Raw genomic sequence first — 25,696 nt, 5'->3', positions numbered from 1 at the left:
CTCTTCGCTAGAGCGAAAAGGCTTGTTGTTTCACAGGTTATGCGTAGGAGTGTAAACCTGCAAGAATTAAGTTAACAGCAATTAGGTTAAATAATATAATACCAAAACCAATTAATGCTAACCAAGCAGATTTTTGACCTTCCCAGCCTTTTGATAAACGTAAATGTAGGAATGCCGCATAGAATAACCATGTAATAAGAGCCCATACTTCCTTAGGATCCCATCCCCAGAAGCGACTCCAAGCAATTTGCGCCCAAATCATCGCAAAGATTAAAGCACCTAGGGAGAATACAGGGAAACCAATTAGCACTGAACGATAACCAATTTCATCAAGTAATTGTAAATTAACACGCTTCACAAGTGGTTGGAAAATAGCACTTATTCGACGACGTGCAATTAAGCGAATTAATAAATACAATACTGACCCTACTAATAATGACCAAAAGACAGTTGTTAATTTCTTCGCATTAATTAATGCTGGCATTTCTACTATTGGTGACATGCCATGCTCTTCAACCGCCTCATACTCATTCATACCGAAAACTGGTGGTAAATTGTAAATGATTTTACGCGTAGTTCCTTCTTTATCCACATAATTGTAGCTAGATTCATAATCCATTGCACTGAATGTAGATGTCACAGCGACAAACCCAACAACTACTACAAGACAGTACATAACGGCTTCTAACCAAAATCGTTGTTTAGAAGGCTTCGTTAAATCTACAACCTTTAATAAGTAAATAAGTCCAGCCACAGCACTGATCGCTAAAATAGATTGCCCTAATGCCGCTGTAATCACGTGAATTGTTAACCAATGGCTTTGTAATGAGGGCACTAATGGACTTACTTCTTTCGGGAACATTGAAGCATAAGCGATAATTAAAAGTGCTACTGGTAATGCTACCAATCCAAGTGCAGATAAACGATAAATAAAGTAAATTAAAATAAACGCACCAACAATGAACATACCAAAGGCAGTTGTAAATTCAAACATATTACTTACTGGCGCATGTCCAGTATAAATCCATCGTGTAATAAAGTAGGCAAGCTGTGATACAAATCCAATAATTGTTACCACAATGGCAAGCTTACCCCATTTACCAGTGTTTTTACCTGTAGCATTCGCTTGTTTAATGGAACCACCAAATAATAACGTCGCAACTAAATAAGCAATAAAAGCTACAAATAACAGGTTTCCACTTATGTCAATCAAACTCATAAGGTGTTGTCACCTTCCTTTTCTTTAATGCCACCATCAGTGGACTCTTCGTCAGCCTCTTCTTTCTCTAACTGATCTTTGTATGAAGGCAATGCAGCAAATGCTGTAACAGCATCTAAATCCTTTTTCATGCTGAACATATTTTTATTAACATGGGCAGCCATTAAAACACGGCCATCCGGCTCTACTTGAAGCCATAAACGACGGTGATTCCAGTAAGATCCAATTACGACACCAATCATAAAGATAACGCCACCAACAAATAAGATAGGAATTGTACTATCTTTACGAACCGTAATACCAGACATATCACGCATCTCTGCTGCAGCAAATTTCATTCTATATTGATTTTCCCCCAGCGGTTCTAGTGGTGGCTGCATAATTTCCACAAAGCTTACTTCGCCTTCTGGTGTTTCTGGCGTAGTCATTTTAAATAAAAATGCTGGATTATTTGGAATCGATGTTTTTGTTTGGGGTTCTCCATTTTCAAAGCCATCAAAATCTGGTGTATAAACTAGAATTTGCACGGAAGACCCATTACCTAAATCATATTCTTTTTTAGGATTTGTTAAATCAATTTCCACTTTACCAAGTGATTTTTCACTCGCCTTATTAATTAATTCAAAATTCATTTGCTTTAATTCATTCAGACGATAATCCATTTGATAAAGAGCATAGCCATCTTCTTTTAATGGGTGATTGACACGAATCGAATAATCTTTAACTTTTTCCAGATTTTCCGTATCACCCGGGATTGCATCTTTAGGCTGTTTGTAAAGCGTAATGTCAGTTTGGAAGTTTTTTGCAACCACATTAACATTTTGCTTTACTTGCTCTCCTTGGGGTTCATTATCATGAGTTTCTAAAATAAAATCTCTGTTTTCAATGAAATAACCGTCCATGCCAGTAATAGCACGTGTTTCTCCCTCGCGGACCCATATCGACTCATCCACATAGAAGCCTGGTACAAGACGTAACATAACCCCACTTATGAAGATAATGAGCCCAACATGGTTTATGTACGGACCGTAACGAGAAAAGCGACCTTTTTCAGCTAAGAGAGCGCTACCATCTCGACGGACAGAGTATCTCATTTCAGTCATCTTTTGAGCCACTTTATCAAGCGTTTCCTCAGCGTCAGCCGTTATTTGACCCTCACCAAAAATGCGTTGACGCTTCATAAAGCTTTCATGTCTTTTAACACGTTGATTCTTTAGAGATTTATAGAGCGGGATTCCTCGGTCCAGACTGGCTACAATAATTGACACAGCTAACATGCCAACTAAAATTTGGAACCACCATGAACTATATAAATCTGAGAGTCCTAGCGTGTAATAAATTTTACCGAACGTACCATATACGTCAGCGTAATAAGCTCCCTTCTCCATATCAGAGGCTTTTACGTAAAACTCTTGTGGTAGTAATGTTCCGATTGAAGCAGCAATTAATGTGATAATAATTAAAGATATACCCACTTTAACACTCGAGAAGAAATTCCAAATTTTGTCGACAATCGATTTATTATAAGTCTTAGAACGAATGGCAGTACCATCATAGCGCATATCGACAACTTTATTTTGCTTCTCTTCTTCCGTTAAAGGACGACCACATTTCTCACAGAGCTTCGTGCCGTAAGGATTACTATGACCACAAGCACAAATGATTTTTTCCATCGTCATTTACTCCTTATTTCGGCTTCACTAATTCCATGTACGAAGCAATATTTGCATCTGTCATTTCACCAGTAATAATTTTTGCCACTTTTCCTTCTGGATCAATTAACACTGTAGCAGGTAATTGACCTACGTTATAAGCAGTCATAACACTTTTTGTTTTATCAATGACAACTGGGAAAGACAATTTATATCGATCAACAAAATTCTGAACTTCAAAATCTGTTTGAGCGATATTGACCGCTAAAGTTTGTACACCTTGATCTTTAAATATTTGATACTGTCTGTCCATCGCAGGCATTTCCTTTTCACACGGCTTACACCAAGTTCCCCAGAAATTTAAAAATACCCCTTGTCCTTTATAATCCGACAATTTATGTTTTTCACCGTTTAAATCTACTAACGTGAAGTCAGGTGCTTCTGAGCCAACTGCTACTAACTCTACTTTTTCCTTTGTTGCTGTTCCATATACCGTGTACCCGATTGCCAATGCTAATACTGCTAAAATGACAGTCCGTAGTACGAGACGCTTTTTCTTTTTCTCCAAGTTAATAAACCCCCTATCATTTACGACTTTGCGTAAACATTGTAGACATGAAGCTTTTACATTATAAAGACTTTAGCATAGAACTTTTTCATTTTATAAACGTCTTTACGTATGTACAAACATCTATGAAAATTGTACGTTAACGATGTACGAAGTTCTTCTGGCTAAAATGTAACTAGGTGTACTATTCTCACCTATTATAGCAAAATGATACAAAAACACTTAGCTATTAATTATGAATGATTTATGAACGATTTCACCAAAAAGAAAGTGAAAATAGTTTTTATTACCTTTTAAGGTACTATCACTTTCTTCTGGCAAATTATTTAATCCAGTTTCCCTGTCTCTGCTAACACGCGTAATTGCTTGACTTCGTGCTTCGACAATTCACGGAACTCACCTGGTGCAAGGCCAAATAAATCTAAAAAGGCAAATCGTTCACGTTTTAATTTGACAACAGGTGTACCAATTGCTTCAAACATACGTCGAACTTGGCGATTACGGCCTTCATGAATTGTAATTTCGCAAATTGCCTTGCCAGCTTTTTCGTCAAAGGACGTCATACTTACTTTGGCAGGTGCAGTTTTGCCATCCTCTAATTTAATACCACGTTGAAGCTTTTTCAGACCTTCAATTGTTGGAATACCTTTGACACGAGCGATATACGTTTTGTCAATTTTAAATTTCGGATGCGTCAACATATAGGAAAATTCTCCATCATTTGTTAATAGCAATAATCCAGATGTATCGTAATCAAGACGACCAACTGGGAAAATACGTTGCGGAATATGATGAAATAAATCTGTGACAGTTTTGCGTCCTTTATCATCCGTCACGGCCGAAATTGTTCCGCGTGGTTTATACAGTAAGAAATAAACTTTATCTTCTTTTTCAAGCTTTACGCCTTCCACTTCAATTGTATCTGAGTTAGACACCTTTGTTCCTAATTCACGGATAACTTTACCGTTCACTTTAACTTTACCTTCTAGTATCAATTGCTCTGCTTTTCGCCTTGAAGCAATCCCCGCATAGGCAATGACTTTCTGTAATCTTTCCATTTCTTCACCTCTAGTTTTCTTTCACATTAACAATTTCGTCGAAAATCGATTTCTCGTTCAATTGAATAGGGTTAATTTTCCCGCTAATCTGTGAAAATTATGTCATACTTTAGCGTAATATTAAAGAAAAACAAATTTCACATTCATTGTTGGAGTATTCGTAATACTTTTTCATTAGCGCATTGAACACCATATTGATCAATATTAGAATAGAATTTTCCTTGCACCATGCTAGTAGTATACTCTTTTTACCAAAAAGCAAATCGTTTTAAAAAAATGTTTATATTTCCTGTTTGCACTCCGATGTAGTGGAAATTTTTGTAGAACAAAAAAATCAGCCAATCGTTTTTCAACGATCCGCTGATTCAACTTTTACTGGTATTGCATAAATACGTTCTTCGCCTAGAAAGATGGATAAGACAGCTTCCTGACGCTTTCTTGAAACATGTAAAACTTGCCGCACTTGCGCTTTTTCCTCTTTATTTAACTGCAGGCGAACTGGCTCTTCTAATCGAATAGCCAACTTTTTATTCACGTTGTATTTGCCCTTCTTCACCACTGTTTCAAGATCATAATCTGTCCACACTTGATTGGAAAAGCTTCGATGAACATTCCAATCATCCGATACATTTAACGTGACAACTATGCAGGTTTGCCCGTCCTTTTGAAAGGCTGTTGCAAGCGTACGACCAGCTACCTTTGTAAAACCTGTTTTACCTGCATAAGCAACGCCAGTAGCAGATTTTAAAGAACTCACAGGCTGCTCCGTCTCATCATCAATTTCCGCAGCCATTCCTGAGCCTTCTCTTAATAGTCGATGCTTATTTTCCCATAGCATGCCGTTCACCGTATTCGCTCGATAAAGAACCGTTGAAGCAATTTTTTCAAATGTTTTGTTTTGCAAGGCAACTCTTAGCATCTCGGCTGTATCCCTTGCAGAAGATAAGTGGTCTTCATGATGTAAGCCAGAGGGGTTCATAAAAACCGTATTGGTAAGACCCGCAATAACAGCTCTTTCATTCATTAATTTGACAAAGCCTTCTACAGAACCACCTACATGCTCTGCCAAAGCAGTCGCAGCATCATTGCCTGAACGCAGCATTAAACCATATAATAACGTTTCTACGGTCACCGTTTCGCCTGCCTGCAAATAAATGGAGCTCCCTTCAGCCATGGCAGCCTTAGGTGAAATGACAACTTCCTCTTGCAAATCACTATTTTCGATGGCCACTAGGGCCGTCCAAATCTTCGTTAAGCTAGCAATTGGTAGCCGTTCATTACTATTTGAACCTATTAATACGCGACCTGTATCTCCATCTAAAACCGCGTAGCCACTTCCACCTCTCGCAAAGCTTGTTTGCGGAAGTATTACCATTAACACAATGATCATCAACATTATTAATCGAAATAACCGAAGCAACGAGCCACTCCTTATTCAATATGATAGGAAAGTATAGATTTATATTTATGTTGGTCGTTATGCTTTATTCCTATACATTACTTTGCACCATTAAACGCTTCTTGGAATTTAGTCATAAATAAATCGGTTTCTTGTTCATTTTCTGCAAGCTCTTCCTCAGGCAGAGGTGGCATTTCCTCTACGCTGTTTAAACCAAAATAATGTAAAAATTCTTTAGTTGTTCCATATAGGATAGCACGTCCAGTTCCCTCTGAACGTCCTACCTCTTTAATCAACCCTCTAGACACTAAAGTCTGAATAGGTCTTTCGCATTTAACACCTCGTAAATCTTCTATAGCTACCCTAGTAATTGGCTGTTTGTAAGCTACAATTGCTAATACCTCAAGAGAGGCTTGGGATAATGATTGTGCAGTAGGGTTTTCTACTAATCTTTGAATAGTATCTGCTAAATCGGATTTTGTAATAAGCTGAAAAACGCCTGCCATTTCTTTCACAGTTATTCCTCTAGCTAAATCTTCATCATAGACTTTTCGCAAGGCATCCATTGCCTGTATAATAATCTCATCCTGTTCACCTAACAGCTGAGAAAGTTGTTTAATCGTTAAGCCATCATCTCCGACAACGAACAATAAGGCTTCAATTTTACTCTGTAACATCGATGTTTTCGTCATCTTCCCATTCCTCCTTCTGTAGGGTAACCATTAATTCTTCAAAGTTACCATCTTGCTCTACGATGACGACTTGACGTTTCATCAATTCAAGAAGGGATACAAACGTCAAAATAAGTGTCGGCTTATCTTCATAGGGAAAAAGCTCGAAAAATGATGCACGTCCACCTGTTGATCGTAAAGTATCTACAACCGAACGCATTTGATCCTTCACGGACCGTTCTTGCCTCGTTACTGTCGTTTTTAGAGGCTTCTTTAATTTTTTTCGACGCATCAATTTTTGAAATGCTCCAAGCATATCATAAATATTTACATTCAAATCAAACAAAGCCATTTGTTCATCTGAAGCTAAACCTGTTAAATCGGCTGGCGGCCTTGTAAATACTTGTGCTCGATCTGTTTCAAGCTCTTGCAGATTGCTAGCAGCTTCCTTGTATTTCTTATACTCGATTAATCGCTGCACCAGCTCCTCACGCGGGTCTGGGCCATCTACTTCCAATTCGGCATCCTCCATTTCACCCTCATGAATAGGTAATAGCATACGGCTTTTAATCGCCAGCAGTGTTGCGGCCATTACTAAATATTCACTTGCTTCATTTAATTCCAATACTTGCATGGCATGTATATGGTCGATATATTGTTGTGTGATTTCAGCCATTGGGATATCATAGATATCAATTTCCAACCTGTGAATTAAATGCAATAATAGATCAAGAGGCCCTGAAAAGGCATCTAATTTTACTTCATAAGACATTATTTTACCACCCTGAGATTCTATGTTCTTATAGTATAGTGGAAAGGAGTTCAAAATGCATCCACAGCATCATACTTTATTTATCGAATACTGTGCTTATTTTAATGGCAATCAGGATTTTTTCGAATGCCATGAAGTGCTTGAGGAATATTGGAAGGAAATCGCGCCTGGTTATAAAATGCACCCATTGGTTGGCTATGTACAGCTCGCAACAGGCTTATACCATTGGCGGCGTGGTAATGATACTGGCGCTATACGAATTTTAGAAAAAGCACTTCATAATTTTCAACAAAATGAAGGTCATATCTTTTTCCATGAAATTAGTTATTATCAACTCCTGACCGAACTAAAAAATTGTCTCGCCGCGATCCAAGCAGGCAAGTCCTTCCATGCATTCCAGCTCCCCCTTTCACCCAAGTTGCTGGAATTAGCACTAGCGCGTATAGAAATTATGCCACCTAGTAACTCAAACTATCTTCTTCATAAGCATATGCTAAGGGATCGCTCACATATACTTGCAGAGCGACAAGAAAGCAAACAAAGAAAAAGTAGACGTTAATTTCCACTTTAGACAGACGCTTTCGGCTTGTGGAAATGAGTTGATTTCATCGCTTCCCTAGCTTCACTCTGACCAGAATCTCGATTTCATCGCTTTTCCCGCAGGTGTTGCCGGCTTTTATTCCATTCAACTAAACTTTGGCGATGCTAACCATTAATAGCCGAGTAGTGAATGAATGAACGTGGTCAATTAGTAGTTGACCACTTATAGAACGACAAAAACCATCGATAAGAGTTTACTCTCGATGGTCTTTGTTTACATTATGTGCAGACGATGTTACTCGTCTGCTTTTTTATCGATGCAATTGATACATTTTTGAACTAGTTGACGTGTTTCATCTGTCGCACGTACATTTTCATATTGGCCTAGCTCTCCTATTTCCTGAAGCATTTCCTTCGCAACACCCTCGCCTCTATAGGAAGGCACAACAGATACATGTTGGATCGTAGCAGTATTATTCTCATCTGTTACAAGCCCAACAATGCCAACATATTCATCATTTTTTTTCCATAAGTATAAAACCCAATTATCATCATTTTCATAGGAGTGGATGGTCTCGGTAAGCTTTTTTACGTCTTTTTCGTTCGGCATAAACGAAAGTAGCCCCATTGCTATTTTCTCTAAAGCTTTTTTATATCGAATTAACATATTTGTCTATTCCCTCTTTTTCTAGCTGTACATAATCTTTGACTATCCTACACGATTTGTACTTTTACCGCAAGCCAATTTCTGTCTTACGAACCAGGTCCGAGAATTCCTTTAGACGCCAACACCCAATAGACAATACCCCACAACACAATAAAAGTTGAAATGGATGCTAGTAATACCCATTTATTCTTTCTCAATTTTACTCACCCTTTTTTAAAGTTAGCGGGAGATCGTTTTGCACAATATCTTCATAACTTTCGCGGCGAATAGCTAATTGATGCTGTCCATTCTCTACAAATACAACAGCAGGTCTAGGAACACGGTTATAGTTACTTGCCATAGAATAACCATATGCGCCTGTACAGAAAATGGCTAAAATATCACCTGAAGCTGCATCTTGTAGTTTAGCATCAATAATTAATTTATCGCCAGATTCACATAATTTACCAGCAACCGTATAAATTTCATTTTTTGGCTCATTCGCTTTACTTGCAATGATTGCCTCATACTTAGCGTCGTATAATGCTGGGCGGATATTATCACTCATCCCACCATCTACAGCAATATATTTTCGCACATCTGGTACTGTTTTTTGTGATCCGATTGTATAAAGAGAAGTTCCTGCATCACCGACAAGTGATCGACCTGGTTCAATCCAAATTTCTGGCATTTTCAGTCCAAGTACAGTTGCTTTGTTTTTCACTACTGTAATCATGTCCTCTACATATACTTGTGGTTCAAGCGGTGCATCTTCTTCAGTATAACGAATACCAAAGCCCCCACCTAAGTTTAACACAGTACATGTAAATCCGTGAGCCTTGTTCCAATCAGAAATTTTGTCAATCAATTTTTCTCCTGCTAACCCAAAGCCAGCAGTGTCAAAAATTTGTGAGCCAATGTGACAATGTAAGCCCAATAGCTCTAGGAATTCATGGTTAAATGTTTGTTGGAATGCCTCATCCGCTTGACCATTGTTTAAGTCAAAACCAAATTTAGAATCAGCTTGACCTGTCGTAATGAAATCATGCGTATGTGCTTCAACCCCTGGTGTAACACGTAATAATATACGCATTTTTTGTTGACGACGTTCAGATATTTCTTTTAAAAGCTGAATCTCATAGAAATTATCTACAACAATACAACCGATTTTGGAGTCAAAAGCTAGCTCTAATTCTGAAATGCTTTTATTATTGCCATGGAAATGAATGCGCTCAGCTGGAAAACCTGCTTTTATGGCTGTAAATAATTCTCCACCTGATACAACATCCAAAGATAAGTTTTCTTCTGCTGCTAATTGATACACAGCTACACATGCAAATGCCTTTGAAGCATAAGCTACTTCTGCTTTTACGCCTAGTTTTTTAAACGTATCGATAAAGCTGCGAGCACGCTTACGAATAAGTGCAGTATCATACACAAAAAGTGGTGTACCGTACTCTTTGGCAAGCTCTAGTGTGTCTACCTGTCCAATTGTTAAATGACCATTCTCAGAAATCGCTTGTGTTCCATATAAATGCATGTGCATCTCTCCCTTTTCACTTCGTTCCATTCTGTCACTTTTACAGAAATATGATAGGATCTACCATTGGAAATAGAGCTATCCCATCAAAAATTAATTTCATCCAGCTTCAAGAGGCGTATGTATAAAACCTCCCTTTTGCTGAATGAAAATAATTTTTGCAAAAATCACAAAATACTATATGTGAACTTTATCACATGAAAAAAACGAGTGCAACGGCTCCTATGATCTTTTTCGCTGTTTGGAAGCGACTACATAAGGTCTTAATGCATCTGCCGTCATTGGGAAACGAATTAGGACACGTAGCATCGCCATTGGGAAGAATGGAACAAGCGGCCAAAAATAGGGTGCCTGCATTGGTCGTAATGAACATAAATACGTAAACACTAAGAATATGCCAATGAATAAACCATTAACTCCCCAAATACCTACCATAAGCAATAAGAATAACCTAAATATTTTTATGGAGATACTTAGCTCATAGGACGGAATAATAAAGATGAGAATAGCTGCAACAGCCGTATAGAGGACAACCTCTGCTGAGAACAGTCCCACATCGATCGCAATTTGACCAATAATTACCCCCGCAACCAAGCCCATCGCTGTAGACAGTGGTGTTGGAGTATGAATGGCGGCCATCCTCAAAAATTCAATACCAATATCTGCAATAAGTATTTGCAATAATAAGGGTACATGCGATTTCTCCTGCGTCCCTAAAAAAGAAAGAGCATCAGGAAGCAATGATTCATTTGTTGCAAATACATACCACAAAGGTAATAAAAGTAAACCCATAATGGCGCCGAAATACCGCATAAAACGTACAAATGTACCAACTAGTGGCGCCTGTCTATATTCCTCTGCATGCTGTAGTAAATGGAAAATCGTAATTGGCACAAGAATAACAGACGGTGAAGTATCTACCATTATGGCGATATGCCCTTCCAGTAAATGCGCCGCAGCAATATCTGGCCTTTCCGTGTAACGGACAAACGGAACTGGATGGAATTTTTGCTTAAACAGCCATTCTTCTAATGATTTATCAGCCATTGTCAAACCATCATGGTTAATTTGGTCAAGGCGCTGTCGTAATTTTTCGAGCATATCTTCATTGGCAACATCCTTCATATACGCTATGGCGACGTCGGTTTGGCCGATTTTGGATATTTTATGTAGCTCGAAACGTAAATTACTATTGCGAATCCGCCTACGAATTAAAGCTGTATTTTGAGATATTCCTTCTGTAAAACCATCCCTTGAGCCACGTATAACCTTTTCATTGTCGGGCTCCTCAGGGGAACGTCCTGGATAGTTTCTGAGCTCGGCAACGTAGCAATAGCCACTTTTAGTAATAAAGGTCACTTGCCCGCTTAAAATGGCTAATAAATAAGCTTTACGCTCAGTTTCCTCTGAACGTCCGTGAAAGTTAAAATAGGACTCGAAATACTCCTTCTCATCCTCCACATCAATTTCATAGTCCTCATCTGGGAGCATACTTGAAAGTAATTGTGTTAGGGCTTCTCCATCCACAAGTCCACTAATATAGGCACAAAGAACCGGCAAATCTTTGACAAATAAATGCTTAATTCCAACGTCAAATGATTCGCCGTCACCAAATTGCTCCTTAAGAAAATCTTCGGCTGCTTCTAAGTTGCTAAATAATTTATTTGTCATGCTGTCACCATTTTCTTAGATGTCTTTTTTTATTGCTTCTTGCTCTACAGTTGCGCTTGTAGCCATCCAACTTTTTAATTGAGCAAGAATTTTTTTCTCCAAACGGGATACTTGCACCTGTGATATGCCTAACCTATTTGCAATTTCAGTTTGCGTACAATCTGAAAAATAGCGTAAATAAATGATAGACTGTTCTCTCGGTTCAAGCCTTGTAAGCACTTCTTTAAGGGGGATATAATCAAATGGCTGCTCAGATTTTTCATCCTTCATTTGATCCATCAATGTGATGGAATCTCCTTCACTTTCATACAATTGCTCATGTAGAGATGCTGGATCTCTTAATGCATCCGATGCTGTCACGATTTCCTCGGTTGTCACACCAAGTACTTGTGCCAGCTCCTGTATCGTTGGCGGATGTTCATTCTTTTTAATAAATTCGTCTGTAGCATGTCGGATTTTAAAGTTCAGCTCCCGGATAGAGCGACTCACCTTCACCATGCCATCATCCCTTAAAAAGCGTTGAATCTCACCAATAATCATAGGTACTGCATAGGTTGAAAATTTAACATCATACGATAAATCAAACTTATCTACTGATTTCATGAGTCCTATGCAGCCTATCTGGAATAAATCCTCGAGCTCAACACCTCTCGTTGTAAAACGTTGAACAATGGACCACACAAGCCTCGTATTGCCTTCTACCATTCGTTTACGAGCCTCATGATCGCCCTTCTGTGCGCGTGCTATTAAATCACGCATTTCCTCCTGAGACAAAAGCTTTTCGGACGACTGTTCTAACGGCTTCACGATGATACCCTCACATTACCGCTGTGCGAACTGTGTAAAATTTCTTCGTAAATGTTACAGTTGTGCCTTCACGCCACTTGGACATAACTGTTAGCTGATCAGAAAAACTGTCCATAATCGTAAAGCCCATACCTGAGCGCTCCATTACACTTTTTGTAGTAAATAACGGCTCCATTGCTTGACTCACGTCTTCAATGCCTACCCCTTTATCCATCACAGACACCGTTACAATGTCATCTTCACGTTTAGCATGAACAGTAACAACACCTCTGCCATCCTCTTCATAGCCATGAATAATGGCATTGGAAACTGCTTCTGAGACGACTGTTTTAAATTCAGATAGCTCATCAATAGTTGGGTCTAATTGAGCAATAAAGCCAGTGACTGCTACACGGGCTAAGGCTTCATTTTCACTAAGTGCTAAAAAAGTTAATGTCATTTCGTTATCCATTTACAATCCCCCTTACGCGATCAATCGCTTGTTCCTCTGTTGCATCCATCATCCAAGGCCCTAAACCTGAAAATTGAAAAACTTTCCGCATGGTTGGCGATGGATTCAATAAAATAGTTCGCCCAGCAACTGCCTCTAACTCACGCATACGACCAAGCACTAAGCCTACTCCCGAACTATCCATAAAAGATAGCCCTTCTAAGTTCCATATGATGGTCGTCACAGTGCCTTGGAAAATTGCTGCAGAAATTTTCGCTCGAATTTGCTCTACTGCATGATGATCGAGCTCCCCAAATAAACGTATAACGACTGTCTCTCTTGTGACCATTTCTAATTGAAAATGCATGAACATCGCCTCCTCCTCGTGCAATTCCACATTTAATACGCTGATTCCTTGCGGCTGACAGAACTAGTGCAAAGTCTTCTGAAATAGTGTCAAATCGACATACTTATAGCTTTTTAGGTTTAAGTGCAGTATGGGATAAGTGAACGTGTTTTAAACAAGCTGCTGTTATCTCAATATGAAATTTCTACGAAAATGTAAACATTTCATAGGTTTAATGTTGGAACGATAAAAAAAGCGAGAACCCTCGTATGTGAGAGCTCTCGCAAATAAAATGTTATGAAATTGTATAAGCTTGCTGTATTTTATGAATCGTATCTTGATCGATTTGGTTATTGGAATATAAATAAGCAATAATATCCCCATTTTTTACACGATCGCCTTTTTTAGCAATCAGCTGAATGCCTGCATCGTAATCCAGCGCAGATTCCTTCGTTAAACGTCCAGCACCTAGACTAACACTAGCTTCACCAACTAAAAGGGCATTAATTGTTTCCACAGTACCCTCTGTAACTGCCGTTACTGAAACTTTATGGGCTGTTTCATTTTGTACGATATCTGATACGTCCCCACCTTGAGCAACAATAAACTCCTCAAATTTAGCAGCGGCAGAACCATCTGCCAGTACGCGCTTAACAGCGGCTGTTGCTTCCGTTTCATCAACACCTGCGGCAACTTGATACATTAAAGAAGCAATGACTACACATTCATCTAGTAAATCCTCATGTGTTTCTTCCATACGACCGCTTAATAATGCATAGGCTTCCAATACCTCAAGTTTATTGCCAATCATTTTACCTAGTGGATTATCCATATCACTAATATGAGCAACAACTCTGCGCCCAAGTTTTTCCCCAATAGCTGTCATTGTATCAGCTAATCGCTGAGCTTCTTCTTGCGTTTTCATAAACGCTCCTGATCCACATTTAACATCTAGCACAATACCATCCGCACCACTAGCGATTTTTTTACTCATAATGGATGCAGCAATTAATGGAATCGAATCGACCGTTCCTGTCACGTCTCTTAATGCATACAACTTTTTGTCAGCTGGTACAAGATTGCCTGTTTGCCCAGCAACTGCAATTTTATGTCTATTGACATTGTCAATGAATTCCTGTGAGGAAAGCTCTGTTTTGAAGCCTTGGATTGACTCTAATTTATCGATTGTACCACCTGTAATACCTAGACCTTTACCACTAAACTTGGCTACTGGAATTCCTAGAGATGCAATAATAGGTGTGACCACAAGTGTTACTTTATCTCCAACGCCACCTGTTGAGTGTTTATCAATTTTAAAACCATCAATAGACGTTAAATCAATAACATCTCCTGATTCAATCATTGCTTTTGTTAAATAAAACGTTTCATCATCAGACATTCCTAAAAGTCGAATCGCCATTAACAGTGAGCTTGCTTGATAATCAGGAATCGAACCTGTCGTATAGCCATCTACAAAATACTGAATGTCAGCTTGTGAGAGCTCTAATCCTTGTTTTTTCTTTTCAAACAATTGCACCATATTCATTCTAAAATCCCCCTTATTTCAATTCTTGTAAGAAACTTTTGCCGAATGCTGGGGCCTCTACTTGGAAGTTCTCAGCCACTGTAGCTGCAATATCAGCAAAAGTTTCACGAAGCTCTAATTCAGCTCCACCATTAAAACGTGGAGAATAGACAATTAACGGTACATATTCACGTGTATGATCTGTGCCATGGAAGGTTGGGTCATTCCCGTGGTCTGCTGTAATAATTAATAAATCATCCTCTGACATTGCACTTGTAATTTCTGGTAGTCGTGCATCGAATTCTTGTAGAGCTTGTCCGTAGCCTAGTGGATCACGGCGATGTCCAAAATTAGCATCAAAGTCTACTAAGTTTAAGAAGCTCATTCCATGGAAATCACGGCGGACAACTTCAGCAAATTTGTCCATTCCATCCGTATTATTTTTAGTACGTACAGCATCTGTAACACCTTCACCGTTGAAAATATCAGAGATTTTACCAATTGCAATTACATCTAAGCCTGCGTCTTTCAAAACATTCATCGTTGTACGACCGAATGGCTTTAGTGCATAGTCATGTCGATTTGAAGTACGCGAGAAGTCCCCTGGAGTACCTATAAATGGACGTGCGATTACGCGACCCACTAAATATTCAGGCTGTAATGTTAATTCACGTGCAATTTCACAGATTTTATATAATTCATCTAATGGTATGATTTCCTCGTGAGCAGCAATTTGTAAAACTGGATCAGCTGATGTATAGACAATAATTGCTCCAGTTTCCATATGCTCTTTACCGAAGTCTTCTATAACCTGCGTACCACTTGCAGGTTGATTGCAAAGTACTTTACGACCCGTACGTTTTTCTAGCTCAGCAATCAACTCTGCAGGAAATCCATCCGGATATACTTTAAAAGGCTTATCAATATTCAACCCCATAATTTCCCAATGTCCTGTCATCGTATCTTTTCCGACAGAAGCTTCTTGCATTTTTCCATAGTATGCTTTCGGCTCATTTGTCGCTTGCATACCTTGCAGCGGCTCGATATTTGCCAAACCCATTGACTCCATTACTGGCATTGTAAGCCCATTCATTTTTTCAGCGATATGTCCTAATGTATGTGATCCTACATCGCCAAAATTTGCAGCATCTGGCGCTTCACCAATTCCTACAGAGTCCATCACAACTACATGGATTTTGTTAAACGGTTTATTCATTATTATTGCCTCCAATCTCATGACTCTATTTTACCAAAAAAATGCGAAAAATAAAGGTCAGACATCCGACCGAAAAAAATTTTCTGAAATTTTTAAGCACGGGGATGAAATTGCTTATATACTTCCGATAATCTTGTTTTGCTAATATGTGTATATATTTGCGTTGTTGAAATATCTGCATGACCTAGCATCTCTTGTACGGCGCGTAAATCAGCCCCATTTTCGACTAAATGAGTAGCAAAAGAGTGACGCAATGTATGTGGTGTTAACTCATGTTGGATGCCAGCTTTTAAAGCATGTTCCTTCATTAATTTCCAACAACCTTGTCTTGTTAAACGTTTCCCTCTTTGATTAATAAAAAACGCATCAGTTTTTGGATATTTTCCCTGTAATTGACCACGAGCATTGTTTAAATAGGTGCTTATGGCTGATAAGGCGCTTTTGCCAAGAGGAATGATTCTTTCTTTTCCACCCTTCCCAAACACCCGAACAAAGCCCATTGTTAAATGAATATCAGCTAAATCTAAAGCAATAAGCTCACTGATTCGCATACCTGAGCCATATAATAATTCAAGCATCGCTAAATCACGGATACCTTGTGGCTTACTTCGATTCGGCGCCGTCAATAAGGCTTCAATTTCTTCTATAGATAAAATATTCGGTAATTTTTGCTCAATTGTCGGCATTTCTAAGTGTACTGTTGGATCTGATTCAGCACGCTTTTCTCGGAGTAAAAATTGGTGGAAACTACGAATAGATGAAATATGGCGAGCAATCGTACGGCTTGTCTTCCCTTGTGCACGTAGTTGCTCTAAATGTCGTAGTATGGTCGTTCTTTCTACACGATTAAAATCAGCCATACCTTCTGCATTTTGCAAAAAATTCACATAGCTTTCTAAATCTCGGCGATAGGATGCTAATGTATTAACAGATAACTGCCGTTCCACTTGGATAAAATGGATATAATCCTCTACTGCATATTGAAATTCATTCATCACAACGCCCCCTTACTGTCAATTATTTTCTATTTTAGCATGGCTATTAGAAATGTGCTAAAGCCTCCTCTATTCGACATAAACCAACGGTAATAAGGATTTATTATTTCATAAAAAAACAAAAAACTGCCCGATTTAATCTATAACAGAGATTAAAACAGACAGCTTTTCGTTAATTTTCTTCATTCGATTCGTCGTTTTTATCATGACAGCGCCAGCATATGCCGTGGAAAGTTAGTCGGTGATCCTTTATGATAAAGTTCCAACGCTTTTCAACAACGGCTTCCACATCTTCAAGTAAATCTTCTTGAATTTCATCAACAGCTCCACATTCAATACAAACTAGATGATGGTGGAAATGGGCAGCTCCCTCTTGGCGTAGGTCATAGCGCGACACGCCATCGCCAAAGTTGATTTTGTCGACAATTTTGAGCTCAGTTAATAATTCTAACGTTCTATAAACAGTAGCTAGACCGATCTCTGGTGCTTTTTCTTTTACTAAAAGATATACATCCTCAGCACTTAGGTGGTCTTCTTCGTGCTCAAGCAAGACAGCAACTGTTGCTTCTCGCTGCGGCGTCAGCTTGTAACTAGCACTATGCAACTGTTTTTTTATACGATCAATTCGGCTCTCCATGTGACGCCCCCCTAAACTCTTTCCATTATACCAAAGGAGTAAATCCTATTACAAGATAGTGAATAGATTTCTAACATGTTCTACTTTTTTATCTGATCACAATGTCTGTCTATTAAACCCATCATTTTAACACATAAGAAACAACAATAAACTCAGCAACTATTATGATGAAAAATGCGATAAAATTCAACAAAATTGTCCGACCAGATACTTGTTTCCCGATTTTTCGCTTTGACCAAGCAGGTACAAGTAAATTGCATAGGACTAGCAACAATATACAATAGATAAGCTGAAATGGAAACCACCAAATCGTATAAAGCCAAAAAGCTTCAAGTTTTTGTAATAAAAAAACAGAACTAAAGCCAAAAAAAGTGGCACGCATGGCTACAGTTACACGTACTAAAACTTTTAAAACACTGTGAGTTGCTAGTAATAATACAAGACCTATGGAAATGGCGACAGGAAGCACTAAACGAAAAATCGAATGCCTGTCCCCATCGGCTAAACGAGGTTCTATAAATAAAATAAACGGTTCCGCTTTCGGTCCACCAAAAATATGAAAGAAAATAACGCCACAAACAAAGCTAACGGCAATGATGGAAGCGTGATAAAATATAGACACCGTACGAGACATAAACATGCTCCTTTTCTATCAAGGTTTGTACAGCTTATGCTCGTCCGTCTCTATTATGCTAAAGATTATTTTCTAAATGGGCAGCAAGCCAAAGTACAGCAAATGCAGTTTTAGCATCAAATATACGTTGATCTGCGACCATTGATTGTGCTACTTCCAACGAAACTTCTATAAGTTCGACAAACTCATCCTCATCTAATGCTGCTTTATTGTCGATGTTATACAAATCCTTCGCTACATATAGATGAATGACCTCGTCTGCAAATCCCGGCGACGTTGCAAATGTTTGTAAATATGTAAGGCTATGCGCGCCGTAGCCTGTCTCTTCCTCTAATTCACGGCGAGCTGTCATTGCTGGTTCTTCACCAGGTTCAAGTTTCCCTGCTGGAATTTCAACAATAGAACGTTCAAGTGCCTTACGATATTGCTCCACTAATACTAATTTACCCTCATCTGTCACGGCAATAACCGCAACCGCTCCAGGATGTTTAATAATTTCGCGCTTTGCAACCTGACCATCTGGCAACATGACATCATCAACTTGTAGTTTTACAATTTTTCCGTCATAGATTGGTGTCGTTTTTGTCGTTTTTTCCTCAAACTTTTTCATAGACGATAACCTCGCTTGTCCTTCAGATATGTTCATTGTACCATTACAAGTAAAGAAATCGAAGGAGGTCGTTTCATGAAAAAGAGGAAGCTTGGCACTAGTGAATTATTCATTTCTGAAATTAGTTTAGGAGGCATGTCACTTTCGACAGATAAAGAGCAAGCAGCTACTATTGTCGATATGGCATTAGATGCGGGCATAAATTATATGGATACTGCCGATTTATATGATTTAGGGGCTAATGAGGAGATCATTGGCGCGGCATTAGGAAAGCGTCGTCAAGAGATTATCCTTGCCACAAAGGTAGGTAATCGTTGGACTGAAGGTGTAGAAGGCTGGCAATGGGATGCTTCGCCATCTTATATAAAACAAGCTATTCATGCTAGTTTGAAACGGTTAGGGACGGACTACATCGATGTTTATCAGTTACACGGTGGTACAATCGAAGATGACTGGGATGGTATTATTGACACTTTTGAGGGCTTGAAAAAAGAAGGACTTATCCGTGAATATGGCATTTCCTCCATTCGTCCAAATGTTTTACAACGTTTTTTACCTGCAAGCTCTGCTAAAAGTGTCATGATGCAATATAGTGCATTAGATCGCCGCCCCGAAGAGTGGTTGGAGCTCATTGCGAACGAAGGTGCTTCTGTTGTAACTCGTGGCACAGTGGCAAAGGGCTTATTAACAAATAGCTGGCAGCAACGCCTTCAACGAGTAAACGGTTTTAACAACTATTCTTCAGAAGAGTTAACAACAACGTTAACAAACTTAGCTTCACAGTATAATGATTTACATGCATTGGCACTAGCCTTTAATTTAAAAGAGTCTGCAATCGCTTCTACAGTAATTGGAGCAAGTTCACAGGAGCAACTAGCACAGACCCTCTCTGCCTATGAAAATATGGCAGCTATAACCAATTTTGAAGCAGCAAATACGTTAACAAAAAATGAGCAATATGTAGAACATCGATGAAAAAGTGGTTAATCTTCATCATCTGTCTAGTTGTGCTTATCATTTCCTCGAGCATGACTTACGAACAACAAAGTATTTTACCAGAGCTTAAAGATTTATTAGCTAATAAACCTTTTGAAAAACAACTATCCGTTTTAAAGATCCCTTATTGGGACACAGTCGTATCAGTTGAAGAACGTGGTTATTTTCCATTTGTTGAATTTTTAATTCGTAAACTAACACATTTTATCGGTTTTGGATGCATTGCGCTTGGTTTGTACTTTGCATGGGGAAGACGCCGTTTTGCAGCAACTATTGCTATTACTGGAACGGCTTTTATTGCTATGCTTGATGAATTTCGTCAAAGCTTTACACCAGGTCGCATTATGAGCGGCCAAGATGTACTTGTTGATACAGCTGGAGCCATTATTTTTGTTGTTGTCGTTGTGGTCTTCAGGAAATTGTTGAAAAATAAAAGACAAAAGGCACTAGTTTAGCCTTTTGTCTTACCTATATAATCCTTATAGGAATCTCCAATAATAAAGAGACTCAGTTTCTTTATATAAGGTAGCCCCTGCTTTTTCTAAAACTCGATGGGAAGCGAAATTATCTTTTTCTGTATCTGCAATAATAGACTGAACATTTGGTTGATGATGTAGCCAGTTTATCATTGTTATAATGGTTTCTGTCATATAACCACGTCCTTGAAAACTAGGAAAGGTATAATAACCAATCACCACTTCCTGCCTCTCATTTGGCATCCCTTTTAGCATAATGCCCCCAATAGCACAATTCTGTTCTTTACATACAATTAACCAATTCGTATGCCAAATATAATTTTCTTCATCTTCCAAGACTTTGGAGCGTCTATAGTCCAATGCCTGTTTTAGCTCATCATCAATAATTCCCTCTAGCTTATGTAAAGAGAATTCAATTGCTAAATCATTCTCATGCTCAATTAGCAATTGTAAATAATTAGCATTTAAAGGAATTAATCTTAATCTTTTAGAATATAATTCAAACATCATTGTTCTCCTATCATAATTTAATCTACTTACTAAACTATAATAAGGTATATGTTATTGGCAGCGTCTCCCACATCATGAATTGTTACTTATATATTATCGACTTTTTCTGTATCCAAAAACAGTGAACCCACATACGCGAATTCACTGTTTCCTTATTAATATTTCGTGCCTTTATCGCCATACTCGTTTAATAATTCTTCAAACGATTTATTTTTTTCTCGTTGCTTACGTTCAAAAGCTAGTTTTGCTTGACGCTCTTCTTCTGCCGCCTGTTCTTTCACGGTTAAATCTTGCTTTGCCGCTTTTAATTTAGCTAACACATCGCCACCTAGTTGGTCTGCTAATGTGACTGCCTCCTGCTTTGGCAAGCTTGCTGTCATGCTATTGCTTGTCTGTTGTTGTTTTCGTTTCTTTCCCATTTCATTCACCTTCTTATTGACATCAAGGACGCTTTACTACTGTGGCTACACCTTGACCACCACCGATACATAATGTGGCTAAACCCATTTTCGCATCACGCTTTTCCATCTCATGTAAGAGTGTGACCAAAATACGAGCACCACTTGCACCGATCGGATGACCAAGAGCAATCGCGCCCCCGTTGACATTTAGTTTATCATGATTAAAGCGTAATTCACGATCAACAGCAATCGATTGTGCTGCAAATGCTTCATTTGCTTCAATTACATCTATTTCATCTAATGTTGCTGCTGCCTTTGCCAGTGCTTTTTGGACTGCTTTAACTGGACCAGTTCCCATAATTGCAGGATCTACTCCTACGCTTGCATTGGCTGAAATAATTGCCATTGGTTGAATACCAAGCTCTTGTGCCTTTTTCTTCGACATCACAACAACTGCCGCTGCCCCATCGTTAATGCCTGAAGCATTCGCCGCTGTTACGGAGCCAGCTTTTTTAAATGCGGGACGTAGCTTACCTAGAGATTCCTCTGTTACACCTGCACGTGGAAATTCATCCTTGGCGAATACAATAGGCTCTCCCTTACGCTGTAGAATCTCAACAGCGACGATTTCATTTTCAAATTTGCCTGCTGCAATTGCTGCCTCTGCGCGTTGCTGAGAACGAGCTGCAAAAGCATCCTGCTCTTCTCTTGAAATTTCATACTTATCACATAAATTTTCAGCTGTAATTCCCATATGATAATCATTAAAAGCACACCATAGACCATCATGGATCATAGTATCCACCACCTTTTGATCGCCCATTCGGAAGCCTTCACGCGCATTTTTTAAAACATAAGGTGCCTGGCTCATATTTTCAAAGCCACCAGCCACGATAATATCAGCATCACCTGCTAAAATAGCTTGCGTTGCTAAATGCACAGCTTTTAAACCTGATCCACATACTTTATTAATTGTTAATGCTGATACCTCATGTGGTAAACCAGCCTTTATCGCTGCCTGACGAGCTGGATTTTGTCCAAGACCAGCCGATAACACATTCCCCATAATGACCTCATCGACTTGTTCCCCTGCTACTCCTGCACGCGCTAAAGCGTCCTTAATAACAATGCTACCTAAAGTTACAGCTGGTACGTCTTTTAATGTCCCCTGAAATGAGCCTATAGCTGTTCGTACAGCACTCACGATTACTACCTCATTTATCATGTCCATTCTCCCCTTTTCCCCGTTCAAAAATCAACACTGCTGCATATGCTACTAGCAGATATGTATATTTTAACAAATATTTTGACGATTTTCGATAATAGAAATAATCGCAGTTTTGCCAAAGTTATTGTAAAATGTTGACGTGTTTTAAACAATCTCAGTTGGGAACATTACAAATAAGAAACAGCATGTGGAGGTGTTTTATGATGAAAAAAAAGATGCTTTTATTCTCTGGTATTACAACAACGCTTGCCGCAGCAGCTACTGGTCTGTTCGGCTTCGCGCTTTCTAATAAATTAATGTATATTCAACAAAAAGATCCTGAATTTGTTCGTGAACGAGAAACGACAGCCAAACGCTTTGATGAGGCTTGGTACAATAAAAACTTGAAATGCGAATTAAATATTGATTCTCCTAATGGTTATACGATTCGAGGAATTATGCTTCAGCCGTTGCAAACCAATAACACGATCATCATATGTCACGGTGTTACCGAAAATAAAATAAATTCCGTTAAATACGCTCGGTTATTTGAAAGGCTTGGCTATAATTCGGTCATCTTTGACCATCGCCGTCATGGCGAATCTGGTGGCAAAACAACTAGCTATGGCCACTATGAAAAAAATGATCTTGATGCTGTAGTCAATACAGTGAAAGCCATGATTGGTGAAGATGCAATACTAGGTATTCATGGAGAATCAATGGGTGCAGCAACAATGTTACTTTATGCAGGTACGGTTGAAGATGGTGCTGATTTTTATATATCTGATTGTGCATTCTCCGATTTTTCCATGTTGCTCAAGCAAATTGCCAAAACTGAATTTAAATATGGCTCTATTATTCCCATCCGTTTTGCCGATTTCTTTGTCCGCCTCCGGGACGGCTACTCCTTCAAAAGTGTGACCCCCGCCGAAGCAGTGACCCATATTGAAAAACCTGTACTTTTTATCCATAGTATCCCTGATTCATTTATTCCAGCGTCCATGTCACTAGATCTTTACAATAAAAAAGTAGGTCCTAAAAAATTAAAGCTTTTTGATACTGGGGCACATGCCCAATCCTTTAATGAAAATATGGATGAATACGAAGATTTAATTCATGATTTTTTAGAAAGTTTTATTTACCAAAAAATAAATCGTGATTCCTCCTCCTCCAATGTCATTCCATTCCATTTTTAACGCAAATAAAAACCTTGCTTATATTATTCCCGCAAGGTTTTTTTCCATATTTATTCTTCAAAAACGATATGCCATTCTTCTCGTTTCGCTAAAAATTCCTTCGCTAATGCTTGTGCTCCTTCTAAGCTATGACTCGCAGCCCAGCCACATTGTACCTCATTACATGCAGGCACTGCTGTCGCCTTTGTCACGTCAGTAAATGTCTTTTCTAAAATAGTTAATAGGTCCTCATAATCTTGATGATTAATAAGGGATACATAGAAGCCTGTCTGGCAACCCATTGGACTGAAATCAACGATATGGTCAGAATAATTACGAATGATATCCGCAGATAAATGCTCTAAGGAATGCAAAGCCGGCATTTCCATATGCTCTTTATTAGGTTGCTTCAAGCGAATATCATATTTGTACACTTCATCGCCGTTTTTCCCTGCTTTAACTCCCGCTAACCGAACATACGGGGCTTTTACTTTTGTATGATCTAGATCAAAGCTTTCTACATTTGTCTTTTCGCGTTCCATATTTAACAGCTCCTTTTCTATGAATACTATTTATTATAGCTAGTTTTCCCAAAATTAGTGGGAATATTTTAAATTGCTAGTTTTTTTATGTTTTCATAGAATATTTCAAACGAATAGAGTTAAAAATTTTTTCATTCTTGTTTCTAAAAGACTGCTACACATCTTACCAACATAAGAAATTGCGTTGTAAAAAATTTTTTACAGCCTTTTGTTAAAGAATTTTTCAGGATTTACTTCCGTATAGACGGCTTGTAATATCATAGTCAGTTTCAAATTTCTAAATCGCTGAAACCAGTTGAGACGGGGGAATTAAATATTTACGGATCATTAGAAAATCCAAGGGGTGAATCCTTTTTAGGTAGGGCTACTCAAAGGTCCGAATCCGACATGACATCCATACAACATTTATGCTGGGTGCAGTCAAGCTTCTAAAGGCAAAAGAAAATGACATTAACGGTATAGTAAAAATCATGTTTCAGCCAGCAGAAGAAATTGGACTAGGCGCAAAGGACATGATTGAAGATGGATTACTCGAAAACCCAAAAGTAGATGCAGCCTTTGCTCTCCATGTGAGTCCTGATTTAGAAGTTGGAAAATTTGGCTACAAGCCAGGTGTAGCCGCTTCTTCACTTGATGGCTTCTTTTTGAAAATACAAGGTAAGGGTGGCCATAGCTCAGAGCTACAGAAATGTGTGGATCCTTAAAAGAAGTCGACCCAAAAGAAAGAGCCATACTCATTATTGGGAAAATGGGCGGCGGAACAGTTGCCAATATTATTCCCGATACAGCTGTTATCGAGGCAACATTAAGCTCCTTCAACCCCGATGTTGTCAAAGAAATAGTCAGTGAGGAAAACTTACAGATAGACGAAGAACCTTTAGCTGGTACATATTAGCCAGCGTGTACCAACGATGTTTATGTGGGCTGGATCAAACGGTTTAGGAAATCAAAACTATCCATTTCATAATCCAAATATTATTTTAGATGAGGGTGTTCTACCGTTAGGTGTAGCAGTTGTTGTACATAGTGCAATTAACTGGCTGAACGCTTCTCATCATTAAAAACAAGGGGATGTCTCAACGATTTTGAGACATCCCCTTTTATTATGAGTCCATGAAAAAAGCAACCAGTTACCTTAACCAGCTGCTCCTTAAAAATTCCAATTATTTTTGGAATTTATTCATTTGTGCCATCATTTGACGTACTTGCTTTTCAGACGGCGTACGACCCATTTGTGCCATCATCATACGAATCATTTGCTCATTAATAGGTGGGTTTTCTTTTAAATATTTCATCATAGCTTGACGAGCGAAATAGAAACCAAGTGCCGCTCCCGCTGCTAATGCGATAATTACGATAATAATCCAGCCCCATGTAGGCATATACAACCAACCTCCTCCACTACAATATACCGAGAAAAAACTCTCCACGCTCCATTATACACCAAATGATA

General features: G+C 38.7%; 31 protein-coding genes. 7 read left to right on the top strand and 24 right to left on the bottom strand.

Annotated elements, in window-relative coordinates; all coding sequences use genetic code 11:
* Positions 1 to 37: 37 nt before the first annotated feature.
* The 7 genes from ccsB to AC1Q6O_RS04565 all read right to left on the bottom strand — a co-directional run bounded on the left by ccsB (position 38) and on the right by AC1Q6O_RS04565 (position 7,339).
* A complete protein-coding gene (gene ccsB / locus AC1Q6O_RS04595; protein ID WP_008174608.1) occupies positions 38 to 1,219 on the bottom strand; it encodes a c-type cytochrome biogenesis protein CcsB in 1,182 nt (393 codons plus the stop codon).
* The gene (resB, locus tag AC1Q6O_RS04590; protein ID WP_043989778.1) at positions 1,216 to 2,892 is read right to left on the bottom strand and encodes a cytochrome c biogenesis protein ResB; all 1,677 of its coding nucleotides are present in this window, start codon (positions 2,890 to 2,892) and stop codon (positions 1,216 to 1,218) included. Before resB ends, ccsB begins: the two co-directional genes overlap by 4 nt.
* A 13-nt stretch (positions 2,893 to 2,905) precedes the next feature.
* Positions 2,906 to 3,439, bottom strand: coding sequence for a thiol-disulfide oxidoreductase ResA (gene resA / locus AC1Q6O_RS04585; protein WP_008174612.1), 534 nt, complete (start codon positions 3,437 to 3,439; stop codon positions 2,906 to 2,908).
* Positions 3,440 to 3,765: 326 nt separating this feature from the next.
* Positions 3,766 to 4,497, bottom strand: coding sequence for a pseudouridine synthase (locus tag AC1Q6O_RS04580; RefSeq protein ID WP_008174614.1), 732 nt, complete (start codon positions 4,495 to 4,497; stop codon positions 3,766 to 3,768).
* 349 nt (positions 4,498 to 4,846) lie between these two features.
* On the bottom strand, positions 4,847 to 5,893 hold the full coding sequence (locus AC1Q6O_RS04575; RefSeq protein WP_008174615.1) for a D-alanyl-D-alanine carboxypeptidase family protein: 1,047 nt from the start codon (positions 5,891 to 5,893) through the stop codon (positions 4,847 to 4,849).
* Between the two features lie 101 nt (positions 5,894 to 5,994).
* Positions 5,995 to 6,588, bottom strand: a complete 594-nt coding sequence (gene scpB / locus AC1Q6O_RS04570; RefSeq protein WP_043989780.1) for an SMC-Scp complex subunit ScpB — start codon at positions 6,586 to 6,588, stop codon at positions 5,995 to 5,997.
* Positions 6,560 to 7,339: a segregation/condensation protein A gene (locus AC1Q6O_RS04565; protein WP_008174619.1), complete on the bottom strand. Its 780-nt coding sequence runs from the start codon at positions 7,337 to 7,339 to the stop codon at positions 6,560 to 6,562. Before AC1Q6O_RS04565 ends, scpB begins: the two co-directional genes overlap by 29 nt.
* A gap of 55 nt (positions 7,340 to 7,394) precedes the next feature.
* Between AC1Q6O_RS04565 and AC1Q6O_RS04560 the strand changes: the two genes are divergently transcribed.
* Entirely contained in the window at positions 7,395 to 7,898 is a 504-nt protein-coding gene (locus AC1Q6O_RS04560) for a DUF309 domain-containing protein (protein ID WP_492400936.1), read from the top strand.
* Positions 7,899 to 8,174: 276 nt separating this feature from the next.
* Here AC1Q6O_RS04560 and AC1Q6O_RS04555 read toward each other — a convergent pair whose 3' ends face one another.
* From AC1Q6O_RS04555 to AC1Q6O_RS04500, 12 genes are all read right to left on the bottom strand, one after another.
* Positions 8,175 to 8,546: a GNAT family N-acetyltransferase gene (locus AC1Q6O_RS04555; protein WP_008174622.1), complete on the bottom strand. Its 372-nt coding sequence runs from the start codon at positions 8,544 to 8,546 to the stop codon at positions 8,175 to 8,177.
* 199 nt (positions 8,547 to 8,745) lie between these two features.
* A complete protein-coding gene (lysA, locus tag AC1Q6O_RS04550) occupies positions 8,746 to 10,065 on the bottom strand; it encodes a diaminopimelate decarboxylase (protein WP_089985414.1) in 1,320 nt (439 codons plus the stop codon).
* 222 nt (positions 10,066 to 10,287) lie between these two features.
* Positions 10,288 to 11,736: a spore germination protein gene (locus tag AC1Q6O_RS04545; RefSeq protein ID WP_036124270.1), complete on the bottom strand. Its 1,449-nt coding sequence runs from the start codon at positions 11,734 to 11,736 to the stop codon at positions 10,288 to 10,290.
* A gap of 15 nt (positions 11,737 to 11,751) precedes the next feature.
* Complete coding sequence (gene sigF, locus AC1Q6O_RS04540) at positions 11,752 to 12,543, bottom strand: RNA polymerase sporulation sigma factor SigF (protein ID WP_008174628.1); 792 nt, start codon at positions 12,541 to 12,543, stop codon at positions 11,752 to 11,754.
* Positions 12,544 to 12,553: 10 nt separating this feature from the next.
* Positions 12,554 to 12,994 carry an anti-sigma F factor gene (spoIIAB, locus tag AC1Q6O_RS04535; protein ID WP_008174630.1) on the bottom strand — a complete coding sequence of 147 codons (441 nt, stop codon included), beginning with the start codon at positions 12,992 to 12,994 and terminating at the stop codon, positions 12,554 to 12,556.
* The gene (spoIIAA, locus tag AC1Q6O_RS04530; protein WP_025114066.1) at positions 12,987 to 13,340 is read right to left on the bottom strand and encodes an anti-sigma F factor antagonist; all 354 of its coding nucleotides are present in this window, start codon (positions 13,338 to 13,340) and stop codon (positions 12,987 to 12,989) included. The genes spoIIAB and spoIIAA overlap by 8 nt, the downstream gene beginning before the upstream one ends.
* Before the next feature lie 274 nt (positions 13,341 to 13,614).
* The gene (locus AC1Q6O_RS04525) at positions 13,615 to 14,865 is read right to left on the bottom strand and encodes a thymidine phosphorylase (protein ID WP_239355315.1); all 1,251 of its coding nucleotides are present in this window, start codon (positions 14,863 to 14,865) and stop codon (positions 13,615 to 13,617) included.
* A 13-nt stretch (positions 14,866 to 14,878) separates the two neighbouring features.
* Complete coding sequence (gene deoB / locus AC1Q6O_RS04520) at positions 14,879 to 16,060, bottom strand: phosphopentomutase (protein ID WP_008174636.1); 1,182 nt, start codon at positions 16,058 to 16,060, stop codon at positions 14,879 to 14,881.
* 92 nt (positions 16,061 to 16,152) lie between these two features.
* Positions 16,153 to 17,055, bottom strand: a complete 903-nt coding sequence (gene xerD / locus AC1Q6O_RS04515) for a site-specific tyrosine recombinase XerD (protein ID WP_008174638.1) — start codon at positions 17,053 to 17,055, stop codon at positions 16,153 to 16,155.
* Positions 17,056 to 17,227: 172 nt separating this feature from the next.
* Positions 17,228 to 17,692, bottom strand: coding sequence for a ferric iron uptake transcriptional regulator (fur, locus tag AC1Q6O_RS04510; protein ID WP_008174639.1), 465 nt, complete (start codon positions 17,690 to 17,692; stop codon positions 17,228 to 17,230).
* Between the two features lie 121 nt (positions 17,693 to 17,813).
* Positions 17,814 to 18,326, bottom strand: a complete 513-nt coding sequence (locus AC1Q6O_RS04505) for a hypothetical protein (protein ID WP_025114062.1) — start codon at positions 18,324 to 18,326, stop codon at positions 17,814 to 17,816.
* A 58-nt stretch (positions 18,327 to 18,384) separates the two neighbouring features.
* Positions 18,385 to 18,936, bottom strand: a complete 552-nt coding sequence (locus AC1Q6O_RS04500) for an NUDIX domain-containing protein (protein ID WP_107921490.1) — start codon at positions 18,934 to 18,936, stop codon at positions 18,385 to 18,387.
* A gap of 75 nt (positions 18,937 to 19,011) precedes the next feature.
* On the opposite strand from AC1Q6O_RS04500, the gene AC1Q6O_RS04495 reads away from it, so the two are divergent.
* Positions 19,012 to 19,911 carry an aldo/keto reductase gene (locus tag AC1Q6O_RS04495; RefSeq protein WP_090001075.1) on the top strand — a complete coding sequence of 300 codons (900 nt, stop codon included), beginning with the start codon at positions 19,012 to 19,014 and terminating at the stop codon, positions 19,909 to 19,911.
* The gene (locus AC1Q6O_RS04490; protein ID WP_492400932.1) at positions 19,908 to 20,387 is read left to right on the top strand and encodes a VanZ family protein; all 480 of its coding nucleotides are present in this window, start codon (positions 19,908 to 19,910) and stop codon (positions 20,385 to 20,387) included. The genes AC1Q6O_RS04495 and AC1Q6O_RS04490 overlap by 4 nt, the downstream gene beginning before the upstream one ends.
* 24 nt (positions 20,388 to 20,411) lie before the next feature.
* On the opposite strand, the gene AC1Q6O_RS04485 is transcribed toward AC1Q6O_RS04490, so the two are convergent.
* From AC1Q6O_RS04485 to AC1Q6O_RS04475, 3 genes are all read right to left on the bottom strand, one after another.
* Positions 20,412 to 20,918, bottom strand: a complete 507-nt coding sequence (locus tag AC1Q6O_RS04485) for a GNAT family N-acetyltransferase (protein ID WP_239355313.1) — start codon at positions 20,916 to 20,918, stop codon at positions 20,412 to 20,414.
* Between the two features lie 155 nt (positions 20,919 to 21,073).
* Positions 21,074 to 21,337, bottom strand: a complete 264-nt coding sequence (locus tag AC1Q6O_RS04480; RefSeq protein ID WP_008174653.1) for a YqkE family protein — start codon at positions 21,335 to 21,337, stop codon at positions 21,074 to 21,076.
* A 22-nt stretch (positions 21,338 to 21,359) separates the two neighbouring features.
* The gene (locus AC1Q6O_RS04475; RefSeq protein WP_492400931.1) at positions 21,360 to 22,544 is read right to left on the bottom strand and encodes an acetyl-CoA C-acetyltransferase; all 1,185 of its coding nucleotides are present in this window, start codon (positions 22,542 to 22,544) and stop codon (positions 21,360 to 21,362) included.
* Positions 22,545 to 22,750: 206 nt separating this feature from the next.
* Between AC1Q6O_RS04475 and AC1Q6O_RS04470 the strand changes: the two genes are divergently transcribed.
* On the top strand, positions 22,751 to 23,722 hold the full coding sequence (locus AC1Q6O_RS04470; RefSeq protein ID WP_036127701.1) for an alpha/beta hydrolase: 972 nt from the start codon (positions 22,751 to 22,753) through the stop codon (positions 23,720 to 23,722).
* Positions 23,723 to 23,772: 50 nt separating this feature from the next.
* On the opposite strand, the gene AC1Q6O_RS04465 is transcribed toward AC1Q6O_RS04470, so the two are convergent.
* A complete protein-coding gene (locus AC1Q6O_RS04465) occupies positions 23,773 to 24,243 on the bottom strand; it encodes an S-ribosylhomocysteine lyase (protein WP_008174660.1) in 471 nt (156 codons plus the stop codon).
* Between the two features lie 380 nt (positions 24,244 to 24,623).
* Here AC1Q6O_RS04465 and AC1Q6O_RS04460 point away from each other — a divergent pair, with 380 nt between their 5' ends.
* Genes AC1Q6O_RS04460 through AC1Q6O_RS04450 form a run of 3 tightly spaced genes read left to right on the top strand, consistent with a single transcriptional unit; the run spans position 24,624 to position 25,304 of the window.
* A complete protein-coding gene (locus AC1Q6O_RS04460) occupies positions 24,624 to 24,947 on the top strand; it encodes a M20/M25/M40 family metallo-hydrolase (protein ID WP_309545011.1) in 324 nt (107 codons plus the stop codon).
* The gene (locus AC1Q6O_RS04455; protein WP_090001069.1) at positions 24,932 to 25,138 is read left to right on the top strand and encodes a hypothetical protein; all 207 of its coding nucleotides are present in this window, start codon (positions 24,932 to 24,934) and stop codon (positions 25,136 to 25,138) included. Before AC1Q6O_RS04460 ends, AC1Q6O_RS04455 begins: the two co-directional genes overlap by 16 nt.
* Before the next feature lie 16 nt (positions 25,139 to 25,154).
* Positions 25,155 to 25,304 (top strand): hypothetical protein, encoded by a 150-nt coding sequence (locus AC1Q6O_RS04450; RefSeq protein ID WP_492400930.1) that lies wholly within the window; start codon positions 25,155 to 25,157, stop codon positions 25,302 to 25,304.
* Between the two features lie 102 nt (positions 25,305 to 25,406).
* Here AC1Q6O_RS04450 and AC1Q6O_RS04445 read toward each other — a convergent pair whose 3' ends face one another.
* Positions 25,407 to 25,625: a YneF family protein gene (locus tag AC1Q6O_RS04445; RefSeq protein WP_004232154.1), complete on the bottom strand. Its 219-nt coding sequence runs from the start codon at positions 25,623 to 25,625 to the stop codon at positions 25,407 to 25,409.
* Positions 25,626 to 25,696: the final 71 nt, after the last annotated feature.

It is taken from the genome of Lysinibacillus sp. GW823-FHT06C08 (assembly GCF_058795135.1).
Note: the sequence above shows the minus strand (reverse complement) of the source record. Positions and strands in the feature narration are given on the sequence as shown.

What these genes read in the sequence shown, in the direction of transcription:
- ccsB (WP_008174608.1), bottom strand. Translation starts at nt 1,219, where the DNA reads ATGAGTTTGATTGACATAAGTGGAAACCTGTTATTTGTAGCTTTTATT.
- resB (WP_043989778.1), bottom strand. Translation starts at nt 2,892, where the DNA reads ATGGAAAAAATCATTTGTGCTTGTGGTCATAGTAATCCTTACGGCACG.
- AC1Q6O_RS04580 (WP_008174614.1), bottom strand. Translation starts at nt 4,497, where the DNA reads ATGGAAAGATTACAGAAAGTCATTGCCTATGCGGGGATTGCTTCAAGG.
- AC1Q6O_RS04575 (WP_008174615.1), bottom strand. Translation starts at nt 5,893, where the DNA reads ATGTTGATGATCATTGTGTTAATGGTAATACTTCCGCAAACAAGCTTT.
- scpB (WP_043989780.1), bottom strand. Translation starts at nt 6,588, where the DNA reads ATGACGAAAACATCGATGTTACAGAGTAAAATTGAAGCCTTATTGTTC.
- AC1Q6O_RS04565 (WP_008174619.1), bottom strand. Translation starts at nt 7,339, where the DNA reads ATGTCTTATGAAGTAAAATTAGATGCCTTTTCAGGGCCTCTTGATCTA.
- AC1Q6O_RS04560 (WP_492400936.1), top strand. Translation starts at nt 7,395, where the DNA reads ATGCATCCACAGCATCATACTTTATTTATCGAATACTGTGCTTATTTT.
- AC1Q6O_RS04555 (WP_008174622.1), bottom strand. Translation starts at nt 8,546, where the DNA reads ATGTTAATTCGATATAAAAAAGCTTTAGAGAAAATAGCAATGGGGCTA.
- lysA (WP_089985414.1), bottom strand. Translation starts at nt 10,065, where the DNA reads ATGCATTTATATGGAACACAAGCGATTTCTGAGAATGGTCATTTAACA.
- AC1Q6O_RS04545 (WP_036124270.1), bottom strand. Translation starts at nt 11,736, where the DNA reads ATGACAAATAAATTATTTAGCAACTTAGAAGCAGCCGAAGATTTTCTT.
- spoIIAB (WP_008174630.1), bottom strand. Translation starts at nt 12,994, where the DNA reads ATGGATAACGAAATGACATTAACTTTTTTAGCACTTAGTGAAAATGAA.
- spoIIAA (WP_025114066.1), bottom strand. Translation starts at nt 13,340, where the DNA reads ATGCATTTTCAATTAGAAATGGTCACAAGAGAGACAGTCGTTATACGT.
- AC1Q6O_RS04525 (WP_239355315.1), bottom strand. Translation starts at nt 14,865, where the DNA reads ATGAATATGGTGCAATTGTTTGAAAAGAAAAAACAAGGATTAGAGCTC.
- deoB (WP_008174636.1), bottom strand. Translation starts at nt 16,060, where the DNA reads ATGAATAAACCGTTTAACAAAATCCATGTAGTTGTGATGGACTCTGTA.
- xerD (WP_008174638.1), bottom strand. Translation starts at nt 17,055, where the DNA reads ATGAATGAATTTCAATATGCAGTAGAGGATTATATCCATTTTATCCAA.
- fur (WP_008174639.1), bottom strand. Translation starts at nt 17,692, where the DNA reads ATGGAGAGCCGAATTGATCGTATAAAAAAACAGTTGCATAGTGCTAGT.
- AC1Q6O_RS04505 (WP_025114062.1), bottom strand. Translation starts at nt 18,326, where the DNA reads ATGTCTCGTACGGTGTCTATATTTTATCACGCTTCCATCATTGCCGTT.
- AC1Q6O_RS04500 (WP_107921490.1), bottom strand. Translation starts at nt 18,936, where the DNA reads ATGAAAAAGTTTGAGGAAAAAACGACAAAAACGACACCAATCTATGAC.
- AC1Q6O_RS04495 (WP_090001075.1), top strand. Translation starts at nt 19,012, where the DNA reads ATGAAAAAGAGGAAGCTTGGCACTAGTGAATTATTCATTTCTGAAATT.
- AC1Q6O_RS04490 (WP_492400932.1), top strand. Translation starts at nt 19,908, where the DNA reads ATGAAAAAGTGGTTAATCTTCATCATCTGTCTAGTTGTGCTTATCATT.
- AC1Q6O_RS04485 (WP_239355313.1), bottom strand. Translation starts at nt 20,918, where the DNA reads ATGATGTTTGAATTATATTCTAAAAGATTAAGATTAATTCCTTTAAAT.
- AC1Q6O_RS04480 (WP_008174653.1), bottom strand. Translation starts at nt 21,337, where the DNA reads ATGGGAAAGAAACGAAAACAACAACAGACAAGCAATAGCATGACAGCA.
- AC1Q6O_RS04475 (WP_492400931.1), bottom strand. Translation starts at nt 22,544, where the DNA reads ATGATAAATGAGGTAGTAATCGTGAGTGCTGTACGAACAGCTATAGGC.
- AC1Q6O_RS04470 (WP_036127701.1), top strand. Translation starts at nt 22,751, where the DNA reads ATGAAAAAAAAGATGCTTTTATTCTCTGGTATTACAACAACGCTTGCC.
- AC1Q6O_RS04465 (WP_008174660.1), bottom strand. Translation starts at nt 24,243, where the DNA reads ATGGAACGCGAAAAGACAAATGTAGAAAGCTTTGATCTAGATCATACA.
- AC1Q6O_RS04455 (WP_090001069.1), top strand. Translation starts at nt 24,932, where the DNA reads ATGTGTGGATCCTTAAAAGAAGTCGACCCAAAAGAAAGAGCCATACTC.
- AC1Q6O_RS04450 (WP_492400930.1), top strand. Translation starts at nt 25,155, where the DNA reads ATGTTTATGTGGGCTGGATCAAACGGTTTAGGAAATCAAAACTATCCA.
- AC1Q6O_RS04445 (WP_004232154.1), bottom strand. Translation starts at nt 25,625, where the DNA reads ATGCCTACATGGGGCTGGATTATTATCGTAATTATCGCATTAGCAGCG.